This window comes from Sphingomonas sp. HMP9 (genome assembly GCF_013374115.1).
Classification (GTDB): Bacteria; Pseudomonadota; Alphaproteobacteria; order Sphingomonadales; family Sphingomonadaceae; genus Sphingomonas.
The window spans coordinates 3,752,505-3,765,034 of sequence record NZ_AP022673.1 but is presented as its reverse complement, the minus strand read 5'-3'; the positions used below and the strand labels follow the sequence as shown (position 1 = coordinate 3,765,034).

Sequence of the window (12,530 nt, the reverse complement as noted above, 5' to 3'; positions counted from 1 at the left end):
CGGAGGGGGAGGCAAGCGGTGCGGCTCGAAGGATCCCTACCCGGGCGCAGCAACGCCAAGCATCTGCGAAAACAGATGACCCCGCCTGAGATAGCCCTCTGGCTAGCACTACGCGGTAACGGAGAAGGCCTCCGCTTCCGAAAGCAACACGCCGCAGGCCCCTACGTCCTCGACTTCTACTGCGCCCCAGCCCGACTCGCGATTGAAGTCGATGGCGAAGCCCACAACCACGGCGACCGTCCCGAACGAGACGCAACGCGCGACGCCTGGCTAATCGCCCAAAACATCCACGTCCTCCACTACTCAGCCCGCGAAATGCTAGCCAATCTCGACGACGTCGTCCGCCAGATCACATCCGTCGCAGTCGAACGGCGAGCCACCATACAGAGCTAATCGCCCTCCCCCTCCTACGCCTACGGCGCCACCTCCCCCTAGCGGGGGAGGATTGGGTCAGAAGTCGAATGGCCGGGTATGGGTGGAAAGCGGACGTTATCGACGTGATCGAAACAAGCGCCGCTGTGCCTCGTTGATCGAACTCTCGTCCCAATCTATCTCCCGCCGTGAAGATGGCAAATGGTCACGCCGGGACGGGTCATTATAGATGAGGGTGGCATGGATGCCGTGTGCCTCGCTTTTCAGAATAGGCCGTTCCCATATTTGGCTGAAAATCTGGTCGGCAATGGCGTTTCCGACGCGCTTGATGACATCCTCGATTACGTCGATCTCCTCCCCGTTCGGAAAGAGCATTGCGAACTCCGTATCCGTGGCTTGGAAGACGCTGAAGGTCGCGTTCATTGCGCCATCAACAATCAAAATGTTTCTCATGGGGTGCTCTGCCGATCGTATTGGATGTCTGCAAATGGGCGTAAGCGGACCACGCCGATCAAGAAGACCGATCCGCTTAGCGCCCGCCCTACCCAAAACACGAAAAAGCCCGGCCTCTCTCGCGAGAAGCCGGGCTCTTTTCGTTCACCTCCCGAAGGAGAAGATACTTACTTGTCGATCTGGCTGACGACGCCTGCACCGACGGTACGGCCGCCTTCGCGGATCGTGAAGCGCTGGCCGACATCCATGGCGATCGGTGCGATCAGCTTGATGCCGAGCGACACGTTGTCGCCTGGCATGACCATCTCGGTGCCCTCAGGCAGCTCGACGGTGCCGGTCACGTCCGTCGTACGGAAGTAGAACTGCGGGCGGTAGTTGGCGAAGAACGGCGTGTGACGGCCACCCTCTTCCTTCGACAGCACGTACACTTCCGAGTTGAAGTCGGTGTGCGGCTTGATCGTGCCTGGCTTGCAGAGCACCTGGCCACGCTCGACTTCGTCGCGAGCGACGCCGCGGATCAGCGCGCCGACGTTATCGCCAGCCTGGCCCTGGTCGAGCAGCTTGCGGAACATCTCGACGCCCGTGACCGTGGTCTTGCGGACGGTCGGGTGGATACCGACGATCTCGACTTCCTCGCCAACCTTGACGATGCCGGTCTCGACGCGGCCGGTGACGACCGTGCCACGACCCGAGATCGAGAACACGTCCTCGATCGGCATCATGAACGGCTTGTCGAGCGGACGCTCGGGCTGCGGGATGTACTCGTCGACGGCAGCCATCAGCTTGAGAACGGCTTCCTTGCCGAGCTCAGGCAGCTTGTCCTGGAGTGCAGCCGTAGCCGAGCCCTGAATGACGGGGATGTCGTCGCCCGGGAAGTCGTACGAGCTGAGCAGCTCGCGGATTTCCATCTCGACCAGCTCGAGGATCTCGGAATCGTCGACCAGATCGACCTTGTTCATGAACACGACCATCGCAGGCACGCCGACCTGGCGTGCGAGCAGGATGTGCTCACGGGTCTGTGGCATCGGGCCATCGGTCGCCGAAACGACGAGGATCGCGCCGTCCATCTGGGCTGCGCCGGTGATCATGTTCTTCACATAATCGGCGTGGCCCGGGCAATCGACGTGCGCGTAGTGACGTGCGGTCGTCTCGTACTCGACGTGTGCGGTCGAGATCGTGATGCCGCGCTCGCGCTCCTCGGGAGCCTTGTCGATGTTTGCGAAATCGACAGCGGTACCGCCGGTCGTCTCTGCCAGAACCTTCGTGATCGCAGCGGTGAGCGACGTCTTGCCATGATCGACGTGACCGATGGTGCCGATGTTGAGATGCGGCTTGTTCCGCTCAAATTTTGCCTTGGCCATTGTTTCCTACCTTCTGATTCGTATTCCGGTGCCACCCCGGGAACCGCGCGAACGCGGCCCAATAGCGGCTGTTAAAGCGTTGCGCCAGCCCCTGCCTTACGAAGGGGGCCGACACGGAAGTGAATTCCGTGTCGTCGGACCTCGGGCGAACCCGAGGCCGGCCGGCCTTGCGGCGTCTCGGAGCCAGGTTGCCCTAGCTCCGTGCGCCTTTGGCTTACGCCAGCTTAGCCTTCACTTCGTCGGCGACGTTCTGCGGCACTTCGTCGTAATGCGAGAACTGCATCGAGTAGTTCGCACGACCCTGCGTGAACGAACGCAGCGAGTTCACATAGCCGAACATGTTGGCCAGTGGGACCATCGCTTCGACCGTCTGCGCGTTACCACGGCTGTCGGTGCCCTGGATCTGGCCACGACGGCTGTTCATGTCGCCGATGACGTCACCCAGATAATCCTCCGGGGTGACGACCTCGACCTTCATGACCGGCTCGAGCAGCGTGATGCCCGACTTCTGTGCCACTTCGCGCATTGCGCCACGAGCACAGATTTCGAACGCCAGTGCCGACGAGTCGACGTCGTGATACGCGCCGTCATACAGCACGATCTCGAAATCGATGATCGGGAAGCCGACCAGCGAACCCGACGCAGCGGTTTCGCGGAAGCCCTTCTCGATCGCGGGCAGATATTCCTTCGGAATGTTGCCGCCCTTGATCTCGTCCTTGAACGTGATGCCCGAACCGCGCTCGCCCGGCGTGACCTTGACCTTCACGCGACCGAACTGGCCGGTGCCGCCCGACTGCTTCTTGTGCGTGTAGTCGACGTCGACCGGCTTCTTCAGATACTCGCGGTATGCGACCTGAGGAGCGCCAACATTGGCCTCGACCTTGAACTCACGCTTCATGCGATCGACCAGGATCTCGAGATGGAGCTCGCCCATGCCCTTGATGATGGTCTGGCCCGACTCGGGGTCCGACGACACGCGGAACGACGGATCCTCGCGTGCGAGACGATTGAGCGCGACGCCCATCTTCTCCTGATCGGCCTTGGTCTTCGGCTCCACCGACAGCTCGATCACGGGCTCGGGGAATTCCATCCGCTCGAGGATGATCGGTGCGTTCATCGCGCAGAGCGTGTCGCCCGTCGTGGTATCCTTGAGGCCTGCGAGCGCGACGATGTCGCCAGCAAAGGCTTCCTGGATGTCCTCACGGCTGTTCGCATGCATAAGCAGCATGCGACCGACCTTTTCCTTCTTGTCCTTGACCGAGTTGGTGACCTGCGATGCGGTCTCCAGCTTGCCCGAATAGATGCGGGCGAAGGTCAGCGTGCCGACGAACGGATCGTTCATGATCTTGAACGCCAGCGCCGAGAACGGCACGTCGTCCGACGAAGGACGCTCGTCCGGCGTCACGCCGTCGAGCTTCAGGCCCTGAATTGCGGGCACGTCGAGCGGCGAAGGCAGATAGTCGACCACGGCGTCGAGCAGGGGCTGAACGCCCTTGTTCTTGAACGCCGAACCGCAGACCACCGGCACGAAGGCCATGCTGAGCGTACCCTTGCGGATCAGCTTCTTGAGGTCGGCGACGCTCGGCTCGTTACCCTCAAGATAGGCTTCCATCAGAGCATCGTCCTGCTCGACGGCCATCTCGATCAGCTCGCTGCGATACTTCGCAGCCTTCTCGACCAGATCCTCGGGGATCTCGGCATATTCGAACTTCGCGCCCAGGCTCTCTTCGAGCCAGATGATCGCACGGTTCTCGACGAGATCGACGAGGCCCTTGAAGCCGCCTTCCATGCCGATCGGAAGATACAGCACAGCCGGACGCGCGCCGAGACGCTCGATGATTGAATCGACGCAGAAATAGAAGTCGGCACCGGTGCGGTCGAGCTTGTTGACGAAGCACATGCGCGGCACGCCGTACTTGTCGGCCTGACGCCACACGGTCTCGGACTGCGGCTCGACGCCGGCAACGCCGTCGAAGCACGCGACCGCGCCATCGAGAACGCGAAGCGAACGCTCGACTTCGATCGTGAAATCGACGTGCCCCGGGGTGTCGATGATGTTGATAAGGTGCTCTTCGCCCTTACCTTCTTCGGCGCGCCACTTGCAGGTGGTTGCAGCCGAGGTGATCGTGATCCCGCGCTCCTGCTCCTGCTCCATCCAATCCATCGTCGCGGTGCCTTCATGCACTTCGCCGATCTTGTAGGACTTGCCGGTGTAATAGAGGATGCGCTCGGTCGTCGTCGTCTTGCCGGCGTCGATGTGCGCCATGATGCCGATGTTGCGGTAACGGTCGAGCGGATGGCTGCGGGCCATGATCGTGCTTCCTTAAGGATATGGGGAGCCGAACGTGCCGGCTCCCCAATATATAGGTGTTTGCGTTACGGACGAAAGACCGCCCGTAACACGGTTACCAATGCTAGTCTGCGAAGCCCGCTTTTACCAGCGGTAGTGCGAGAAGGCACGGTTGGCTTCTGCCATCCGGTGCGTATCTTCGCGCTTCTTGACCGCGTTGCCACGGTTGTTGGCGGCATCCATCAGCTCGCCCGACAGCCGTGCGGCCATCGTGTTCTCGCTGCGCGAACGTGCCGCACCGATCAGCCAGCGGATCGCCAGCGCCTGTGCACGCTCGGGACGCACTTCGACGGGAACCTGGTAGGTTGCACCACCGACGCGACGCGAACGGACTTCGATGCCCGGCTTCACGTTGTTCAGTGCATCGTGGAAAACGCCGATCGGGTCGCGCTTGGCGCGCTGCTCGACGGTTTCGAATGCACCGTACACGATCAGCTCTGCGACGGACTTCTTGCCGTCCAGCATGACGCTGTTCATGAACTTCGACAGAACCTCATCCCCGAACTTGGGATCAGGCAGGATGACCCGCTTTTCGGGACGACGACGACGTGCCATTTCAATTTCCTTGTAGACTTCAGCCGATTCCGGAACACGTCCGGGGCTTACTAAGCTTCGTAACTTCCGAGGCGTGGATCCCGGGTAAGACCGCTCATAGCGATCTTTCCGGGATGATCATGCCCCCGGCATGATCACTTCGGACGCTTGGCGCCGTACTTGGAACGCGACTGACGCCGGTTCTTCACACCCTGTGTATCGAGCACGCCGCGCAGGACGTGATAGCGAACACCGGGAAGATCGCGGACACGACCGCCACGGATCAGGACAACCGAATGCTCCTGAAGGTTGTGGCCCTCGCCCGGGATGTAGCTGATGACTTCGCGCTGGTTGGTCAGGCGAACCTTGGCCACCTTGCGCAGAGCCGAGTTCGGCTTCTTCGGGGTCGTCGTGTAGACGCGGGTGCAAACGCCGCGCTTCTGCGGGTTGGCTTCCATCGCAGGGACCTTGGACTTGGCCTTCTGCGGATCGCGGCCCTTGCGGACCAGCTGGTTAATCGTCGGCATTGAAGCCTTCACCTTTCAAGTGGTTACTTTGCTGGAGCCATTGAGGCGCCTGAGAATACAAAAAGGACCATCGACGCGCACACGGCGCCCCTCAGGTCCTGGAATGCATCCAGCAATGTTCAAGCATGCCCGGCGGGAAAGACTCCCGAAGAACAGGGCGCGCCTATAGGTCAGGACGCGGCTCGGGTCAACGGGTCGGAATTGGGGCTGCGACTGGTTCCGGGTGGGTAAAAACGCCGACGTGAAGCCCGGCGACGACGGTCCACCGCCCCTCTTTGTAATCCTTCCCCACAAGGGGGAGGTGGCACTGCAGGTGACGGAAGGGGAGGACACGCAACCGGTGCTATCCCTTTCCTCCCCCTCCGTCTGGCAAGAGCCAGCCACCTCCCCCTGGCGGGGAGGATCGGTGAGTTCTGGCTACCGCGGTCGCGTGCCGATCACGGCGAGGAGGGTCTTTTCGAATCGCGCGGGGTCCTCGACCTGTGGTGAATGGCCCAGCCCGTCGAGCGTAACGAGGGTCGCATTCGGCATCTGCTTCACCGCCCGCGGCGCGACCATTGGCACCGGCTCGAGGAACTTGCGCAGATTCGCCGGCGCCTGCGCGCGACCGAACGCGGTCTTGTCGAGCGTGCCGATAATAAGCGTCGTCGGCGACGTGATCCGGTAGAGCTCATGGGCGACCGACTGCGTCTTGATCATCTCGCTGGTCTTGGCCTGCGCGAGCGCCACGGTATCGCGCCCTGCCCCCTGATACATGCCCGCCTGCATCCAGACCCAGCGATCATAGGACGGCTTCCACACGCCGTGATAATAATTCTCGAGCTGATACGCCTTGATCGACGCGTAGCTCGTCTTCTTCTCGTTCGCCCAGAGTGTATCGACATCGGTGTAGGGCACGCCCTCCTCGCCGCGATCCTTCAGACCGAGCGGATTGACGAGCACCAGCTTCTCGACCGACGCAGGGTAGAGGATCGCGTAGCGCATCGCGAGCATACCGCCCATCGAATGCCCGACGATCGTCGCTCGCGTGATGCCGCGCGATTCGAGGAGCCGCTTGGTGAACGTCGCCAGCATTTCGAAGCTATACTGTGCCGCGCGGGGCTTGGACGATTTGCAGAAGCCGATCTGGTCGGGGACGATCACCCGGTAGCCGGCCTCGCTGAGCGCCCGCGCGGCGCTGCCCCAGGTGGCGCCACAAAAGTTCTTGCCGTGGAGCAGGACCACCGTGCGGCCATTTGGCCGTTGCGGCGCGATATCCATGAAGGCCATCTGCGCGGGGACGCCGACGATATCGACCTCCATCGTCTGGACCGGCCACGGATAGGTGAAGCGTTCGAGTTGCGGCCCGAGGTCGGACACCTGCGGTACCGGGCCCGCCCCCGTGAGCAGAGCCGCCACCGGCAGCGCCAGCATCATCAATCCGGCCTTCATATGATTACGCTTTCCTGAATCCTATGCTGAGACTTAAGGTTAACGGGCAAACCATGCGGCGCGCAACGCGTCATCCTTACGAGGATGGTCCCGGATAGCTCCGGGGGACAATTTGCACGCGAGACGCTTGCCCTTCGCGAAAACGCTGGGTAAGGGGCGCGTCCGTGTAGGAGTGTAGCTCAGTTGGTTAGAGCGTCGGTCTCCAAAACCGAAGGCCCTCGGTTCGAATCCGAGCACTCCTGCCACCCCCATCAAATTCTCGGAATTCTTGGCGATTATCCGCCGCGTATTGCCGCGTCCGGCACGATTGCAGAAATTGCATTCCTTGATGCAGATTGCGCACTTGAGAAATGATCTGCTGCGATGCACAACACTCAGGCCTTTCAGGCATCCTCTCCTAAAAACTTTCATGGCCGGTCTTGTACCGGCCTTTTTTTTCGCCTGCGTTCGGCGTACACCATCCGTGCCGTCGTCAAGCCGAACGATAAAGAGAAACCGTGGGAGCGGAGCCGCCGGTCAAACCGGCACCGGCAAGACGATCGTGCGGGGGATCGAGTGACCCAAGCGCTCTCCCCCGCCACTTCTTCGGCCATGCGGCCACGCTTGCAGACCGCCGCTCCGCCCCTCTCCCGCCGCGCACTTGCTTTCACGACACGTGGAAGCTATCTGCCGCGCTTCCGACAGCGAGAACGGACCTGTCGCCGCGACCCTTCACAGGGAGCGGCTAGTGGGTCTATGTCTCGCATCTCAATTTCTCAATCAGCGGGTTCGAAGAACATCGTGGCGAAGACGTCCCCCCTCGAATTCATCCAGCAGGTCCGCAACGAGACCGCGAAGGTCACGTGGCCGACGCGTCGCGAGACGGTCATGACCGGCGTGATGGTGGTGATCATGACGACGATCCTCGCGCTGTTCTTTCTGGGCGTCGACTCGATCCTGCAAGCGATCGTCTCCGCCCTCCTCAAACTCGCTCAGTAAGCAAGGTTCCGTCATGGCGCGCTGGTACATCATTCACGCCTATTCGGGCTTCGAGGGCAAGGTCCGCGACTCGATCATGGCCGAGGCGACCCGCATGGGTCTCGAGCAGCTCGTCGAGCAGATCGAAGTCCCGACCGAAACCACGACCGAAGCGCGTCGCGGCAAGAAGATCGCGGTCGAGCGCAAGTTCATGCCGGGCTACGTTCTCGCCAAGCTGAACATGAACGACGACGTGTATCACCTCGTCAAGAATACGCCCAAGGTCACCGGCTTCCTCGGCAGCATGGGCAAGCCGCAGGCGATCAGCGAGGCGGAAGCCACGCGGATGCTGAACAGCAAGGAAGAGGCCGCCGCGGCCCCCAAGCAGAAGGTCAAGGTCGACTACGAGATCGGCGATCAGGTCAAGGTTCTCGACGGTCCGTTCGCGACCTTCAACGGCCTAGTCGAGGAACTCGATTTCGATCGCAGCCGCGTCAAGGTGTCGGTGTCGATCTTCGGTCGCGCCACCCCGGTCGAGCTGGAATTCGAGCAGGTCGAGCGCAGCAAGTAAGGCGCGCATTTTTGGACTTGCGAGGGCACGCGATTGGCGCAAGCAAGTCGCGTGATGGCGCACGACTAGCTAACGGTCCAACCGACGCGGGATTAACGCCCGCGTCGCGCCTTGGGGTACCCATCATACCTACACTTCCTCCGTCATCCTGACGAGAGTCAGGATTCAGAGTGACGGGACGCTGCCCTGCTTGGCCCTGGATTCTGACTTTCGTCAGGATGACTGAGAGAGAGCGTTGCACGGCGCGAGAAACGAACTCGGATCTTGCCGTCGCTGACTAAAGAGCGACACACCTAAAACCGTAGGCGGTCCGCCGGCGACCGAACAGCCTGCTGTCCAACGGTCCGACTGACGACGCGGGACTCATGCCCGCAGCGCGCCTTTGGGTGCCCCCCTTATATCAGACCCGCACCTCCTCCATCATCCTGACGAAAGTCAGGATCGAGAGTGACGGAACGCTGCCCTGCATGGCTCTGGATCCTGACTTTCGTCAGGATGACGGAGATGAGGTGTCACATGGCGCGAGAAACGAGCCCCATCTTGCCATCGCCGTCCAAAAGGCGACACGCGCTAACGCCGTAGGTAGCGATAGGCTGTCGGTGCTCTGGCAAGTACTGCAGGAATGGTCTCCATTGCCCAGTCGCTCCACTCGGTGTCCGGCCTTACATTATACCCGCCGACTGCGCACCGACGGGGATCGACTACTCAATGAAGAAGATTGGCGAAAATGCGCGCCAACGCTGCAGCTCCGCACTGCTAGATACCAGCTTTCGTCAACCGCTTTACTTGCGTCGAAACATCACCCGGCGATTGAAATATATTTCGTCCGTAGAACGCGGTAATTTCCGACCTATCTTGCATAGATTTGTTATTAATCATTGAGTTGGCGAGCACGCCCGCTGTCACCCGTAAGAATACACATCGCATTTGCGATTAACTAACCATAACCGGTGAGATTGCGCTAATATTTGTACGACAGTCCACGTACAAGACGATGCGTAGTTACCACTATGCCAATCGAATGCGATGTCCGGCGTTTTTGACACTCGCTATGTACACAGTGACCAGCTTGACATTCGTGCACCCGTATTCAGCGATCCGCCTACAGGAAGTGACCGATGCCCCTGACGATCACCGCCCTGAAACCATCGCATGTGCACGGCGATCACTTGCGTTCGGGCATTGCGGGGGCTTGCGCGTCCTCGGACTTCCCCGAGGCCGGCCATCGGATCTTGTTCCTCGACCTCGAGAATGCGGCGGCCACCGACGTTCATCGGCAGCTCGAAGAGATGGGCAACAAAATCGCCTGGATCGGCATGGCGAGCGAAGAACGTGCCGGGCTGGCGTTTCAGCCGGACCTGATCGTTATGAACCCGGATGCCTCGATCGGCAATCGTCACGCGTTCATCGCCTTACTGGACAAAGAACAGTTTGCCGGAACGCTGGCGCTGTTGCGGCCAGGCGTCCATTTTGCCGACGCACTTGCCTTGGCGGAACAGTCCGGCCTCGATCATGTCGATTGGCTCGACGCCCCCTTTACCGCGCAGGACATCGCCGACCGCCTGCCGCATATTACACGGCAACCGCATGACGGCGATATCGGCGACCGTCATTTCCTGTCGTGGCTAATTCAGCAGGGCCGATTGCTGCCCAATCTCAGGCATGAATTTCACGAGAAACGCAGCTTGCTCGACGAGAAGATCGCCGGCTACGAAACGCTGACACGGTTGCGCAATCGGCCGTCGATCAACCCCGAGCACATCTTCGCGCCGTCCACTATCCTTTCGCTGGAGATCGCGGCAACATCGCTTGCGGTAGAAGCGGCGGCATCGTTGCTCGCAGCGCTGGTCGCGGATGGCAGGCCCGTGCCAATAGCGGTGAATTGCAGCGCGGCGGTGCTCGCGCACCCGGATTTTGTTGCCGCGCTACCGATCCTGCTGCGTCGCCATAACGTCGCCCCGGGAATGATCGGGATCGAGCTCACGGAGATAAGCTATTCGGGGCTCGATGGTCGCCTGCTGGAAAGCATGCGCGTTCTTGGTACGATGGGCGTGCCTATCTCCCTCGACGATTTCGGCAAGGGCGCAACCAACTTCGATCGCATCTCCGACCTGCCGGTATCCGAGGTCAAGATCGACAGGAAGATCTTCCAGAAATGTCGCGATGGCGAGTTCCCCGCTTCGCTGCTGAAGGAAATCATCGATTATTGCCGAAGTCGGACGATCGGCACCGTGATCGAGGGCATCGAAACCGCCGACGACCTGGTCCTCGCAAGGACTCTCGGTGCCGATTGTGGGCAAGGCTTCTATTGGGGGAAACCCGTGCCTCTCGAATCAATCGTACCCCGCCATGGTGCCTGACAACCGGTTCGGCCGCTTTATCGGTCAGACGCTCAACGAGGTTGAGCCCGTCACGACAAATCCGGTCGAAGGAGAGCGGCGATCGATGCGGGTGGAATTGTGCGAGGTAGAGGGGCTCGACCTTTCGCCACCGCTCGTTCTCGCGGGGGCCTGGGCCTGGTTGTTGTTCCATGAGGCCGGCGGACTGATCACCTATTCCGATGGCTACGCGACGCGGGCGGCGTGTTATGCCGCCGCCAAGCAGATCGCTTGGCCGATCGACGTCTTCGAATAGCGCGCTGCCCAACGGTCTCGAATAGCCGCCTCGAGAATGCACCGTTAACGCCAGTTGCCGCTCCCCCCGTTTTGGGCTATGCGCGCCAGCTTCCACCGTAATTGCTGGAAATCTGCGGGAGGTTGCCGAGAGGTGGCCGTCATCACCGCTAGACTCACCGGTCGGCTCGCCAACGCGTTGGCCGTCCTTGAAAAGAGAGTGACATGGCTAAAAAGATTACCGGATACATCAAGCTGCAGGTGCCTGCAGGCGAGGCAAAGCCCGCGCCGCCGATCGGGCCTGCGCTGGGTCAGCGCGGCGTGAACATCATGGAGTTCTGCAAGGCGTTCAACGCCGGCACGAGCGAACTGAAGAAGGGCATGCCGATCCCGACCGTCATCACGGTCTATGCGGATCGCTCGTTCTCGTTCGAGACCAAGACCCCGCCGGCATCGTACCTGATCAAGGAGGCCGCCGGTCTCAAGTCGGGTTCGAAGGAGCCGGGCAAGGTCGTCGCTGGCAAGATCAAGCGCTCGCAGCTGAGCGAGATCGCCACGACGAAGATGAAGGACCTCAACGCCAACGATATCGACGCTGCGACGAAGATCATCGAAGGCAGCGCCCGCGCAATGGGCCTCGAAGTGGTGGAGGGCTGAGATCATGGCTAAGCTGAGCAAGAAGCAGAAGGCCGTCACGGTCGACCTCGTCAAGCTGCACGGCATCGACGAGGCCATCGGTCTCGCACGGTCGGGCGCCACGTCGAAGTTCGACGAGACGATCGAAGTCGCGCTGAACCTGGGTGTCGATCCGCGTCACGCCGACCAGATGGTCCGCGGCGTCGTCACGCTGCCCAAGGGCACCGGCAAGACCGTCCGCGTCGGCGTGTTCGCGCGCGGCGCGAAGGCTGAAGAGGCGCTCGCAGCAGGCGCAGATGTCGTCGGCGCCGAAGACCTGATGGAAATCATCCAGGGTGGCACGATCGATTTCGATCGCTGCATCGCGACCCCGGACATGATGGGCATCGTCGGTCGCCTCGGTAAGGTGCTGGGTCCGAAGGGCCTGATGCCGAACCCGAAGCTCGGCACGGTGACGATGAACGTTGCGGCCGCCGTCCAGGCAGCCAAGGGCGGCCAGATCGAATACCGCGTCGAGAAGGCCGGCATCATCCACTCGGGCATCGGCAAGGCGTCGTTCCCGGCGGAAGACCTGCGCGCGAACTTCGACGCGCTGGTCGACGCCATCGTGAAGGCGAAGCCCGCCGGCGCGAAGGGCAAGTACGTCCAGAAGGTCGCCGTGTCGTCGACGATGGGCGTCGGCATCAAGGTCGATACGGCCGAGGTGGCTGGGGCGTAAGCCGCACG

13 protein-coding genes and 1 tRNA gene are annotated in these 12,530 nt (G+C 61.3%); 8 read left to right on the top strand and 6 right to left on the bottom strand.

Going from position 1 to position 12,530, the window contains the following annotated elements; translation table 11 throughout:
- Positions 1-75 precede the first annotated feature (75 nt).
- Entirely contained in the window at positions 76-393 is a 318-nt protein-coding gene (locus tag HMP09_RS17060) for an endonuclease domain-containing protein (RefSeq protein ID WP_232090902.1), read from the top strand.
- A gap of 96 nt (positions 394-489) precedes the next feature.
- Here the strand turns inward: HMP09_RS17060 and HMP09_RS17055 are convergent, their stop codons facing one another.
- The 6 genes from HMP09_RS17055 to HMP09_RS17030 form a co-directional block, all read right to left on the bottom strand.
- The gene (locus HMP09_RS17055) at positions 490-825 is read right to left on the bottom strand and encodes a hypothetical protein (protein WP_176501328.1); all 336 of its coding nucleotides are present in this window, start codon (positions 823-825) and stop codon (positions 490-492) included.
- A 167-nt stretch (positions 826-992) separates the two neighbouring features.
- On the bottom strand, positions 993-2,186 hold the full coding sequence (tuf, locus tag HMP09_RS17050; protein WP_176501327.1) for an elongation factor Tu: 1,194 nt from the start codon (positions 2,184-2,186) through the stop codon (positions 993-995).
- 214 nt (positions 2,187-2,400) lie between these two features.
- Positions 2,401-4,497, bottom strand: a complete 2,097-nt coding sequence (gene fusA / locus HMP09_RS17045) for an elongation factor G (protein ID WP_176501326.1) — start codon at positions 4,495-4,497, stop codon at positions 2,401-2,403.
- A 123-nt stretch (positions 4,498-4,620) separates the two neighbouring features.
- Positions 4,621-5,091: a 30S ribosomal protein S7 gene (gene rpsG / locus HMP09_RS17040; protein ID WP_055872660.1), complete on the bottom strand. Its 471-nt coding sequence runs from the start codon at positions 5,089-5,091 to the stop codon at positions 4,621-4,623.
- A 134-nt stretch (positions 5,092-5,225) separates the two neighbouring features.
- Positions 5,226-5,597: a 30S ribosomal protein S12 gene (rpsL, locus tag HMP09_RS17035; protein WP_176501325.1), complete on the bottom strand. Its 372-nt coding sequence runs from the start codon at positions 5,595-5,597 to the stop codon at positions 5,226-5,228.
- 417 nt (positions 5,598-6,014) lie between these two features.
- Positions 6,015-7,028, bottom strand: a complete 1,014-nt coding sequence (locus HMP09_RS17030; protein ID WP_232090446.1) for an alpha/beta fold hydrolase — start codon at positions 7,026-7,028, stop codon at positions 6,015-6,017.
- Between the two features lie 168 nt (positions 7,029-7,196).
- Between HMP09_RS17030 and HMP09_RS17025 the strand changes: the two genes are divergently transcribed.
- The 7 genes from HMP09_RS17025 (at position 7,197) to rplA (ending at position 12,522) form a co-directional block, all read left to right on the top strand.
- Positions 7,197-7,273: transfer RNA gene (locus tag HMP09_RS17025), tRNA-Trp, on the top strand.
- Between the two features lie 535 nt (positions 7,274-7,808).
- Positions 7,809-8,006, top strand: coding sequence for a preprotein translocase subunit SecE (secE, locus tag HMP09_RS17020; protein WP_056047594.1), 198 nt, complete (start codon positions 7,809-7,811; stop codon positions 8,004-8,006).
- A gap of 13 nt (positions 8,007-8,019) precedes the next feature.
- A complete protein-coding gene (gene nusG / locus HMP09_RS17015; protein ID WP_055872668.1) occupies positions 8,020-8,556 on the top strand; it encodes a transcription termination/antitermination protein NusG in 537 nt (178 codons plus the stop codon).
- Positions 8,557-9,674: 1,118 nt separating this feature from the next.
- Positions 9,675-10,916 (top strand): EAL domain-containing protein, encoded by a 1,242-nt coding sequence (locus tag HMP09_RS17010; RefSeq protein WP_176501324.1) that lies wholly within the window; start codon positions 9,675-9,677, stop codon positions 10,914-10,916.
- Complete coding sequence (locus HMP09_RS17005; protein WP_176501323.1) at positions 10,906-11,190, top strand: hypothetical protein; 285 nt, start codon at positions 10,906-10,908, stop codon at positions 11,188-11,190. The genes HMP09_RS17010 and HMP09_RS17005 overlap by 11 nt, the downstream gene beginning before the upstream one ends.
- A 203-nt stretch (positions 11,191-11,393) precedes the next feature.
- A complete protein-coding gene (gene rplK, locus HMP09_RS17000) occupies positions 11,394-11,825 on the top strand; it encodes a 50S ribosomal protein L11 (protein WP_031392847.1) in 432 nt (143 codons plus the stop codon).
- A 4-nt stretch (positions 11,826-11,829) separates the two neighbouring features.
- On the top strand, positions 11,830-12,522 hold the full coding sequence (gene rplA / locus HMP09_RS16995) for a 50S ribosomal protein L1 (protein WP_176501322.1): 693 nt from the start codon (positions 11,830-11,832) through the stop codon (positions 12,520-12,522).
- Positions 12,523-12,530: the final 8 nt, after the last annotated feature.

What these genes read in the sequence shown, in the direction of transcription:
- fusA (WP_176501326.1), bottom strand. Translation starts at nt 4,497, where the DNA reads ATGGCCCGCAGCCATCCGCTCGACCGTTACCGCAACATCGGCATCATG.
- rplA (WP_176501322.1), top strand. Translation starts at nt 11,830, where the DNA reads ATGGCTAAGCTGAGCAAGAAGCAGAAGGCCGTCACGGTCGACCTCGTC.
- tuf (WP_176501327.1), bottom strand. Translation starts at nt 2,186, where the DNA reads ATGGCCAAGGCAAAATTTGAGCGGAACAAGCCGCATCTCAACATCGGC.
- nusG (WP_055872668.1), top strand. Translation starts at nt 8,020, where the DNA reads ATGGCGCGCTGGTACATCATTCACGCCTATTCGGGCTTCGAGGGCAAG.
- HMP09_RS17055 (WP_176501328.1), bottom strand. Translation starts at nt 825, where the DNA reads ATGAGAAACATTTTGATTGTTGATGGCGCAATGAACGCGACCTTCAGC.
- HMP09_RS17060 (WP_232090902.1), top strand. Translation starts at nt 76, where the DNA reads ATGACCCCGCCTGAGATAGCCCTCTGGCTAGCACTACGCGGTAACGGA.
- HMP09_RS17005 (WP_176501323.1), top strand. Translation starts at nt 10,906, where the DNA reads ATGGTGCCTGACAACCGGTTCGGCCGCTTTATCGGTCAGACGCTCAAC.
- rpsL (WP_176501325.1), bottom strand. Translation starts at nt 5,597, where the DNA reads ATGCCGACGATTAACCAGCTGGTCCGCAAGGGCCGCGATCCGCAGAAG.
- HMP09_RS17010 (WP_176501324.1), top strand. Translation starts at nt 9,675, where the DNA reads ATGCCCCTGACGATCACCGCCCTGAAACCATCGCATGTGCACGGCGAT.
- HMP09_RS17030 (WP_232090446.1), bottom strand. Translation starts at nt 7,028, where the DNA reads ATGAAGGCCGGATTGATGATGCTGGCGCTGCCGGTGGCGGCTCTGCTC.
- rplK (WP_031392847.1), top strand. Translation starts at nt 11,394, where the DNA reads ATGGCTAAAAAGATTACCGGATACATCAAGCTGCAGGTGCCTGCAGGC.
- rpsG (WP_055872660.1), bottom strand. Translation starts at nt 5,091, where the DNA reads ATGGCACGTCGTCGTCGTCCCGAAAAGCGGGTCATCCTGCCTGATCCC.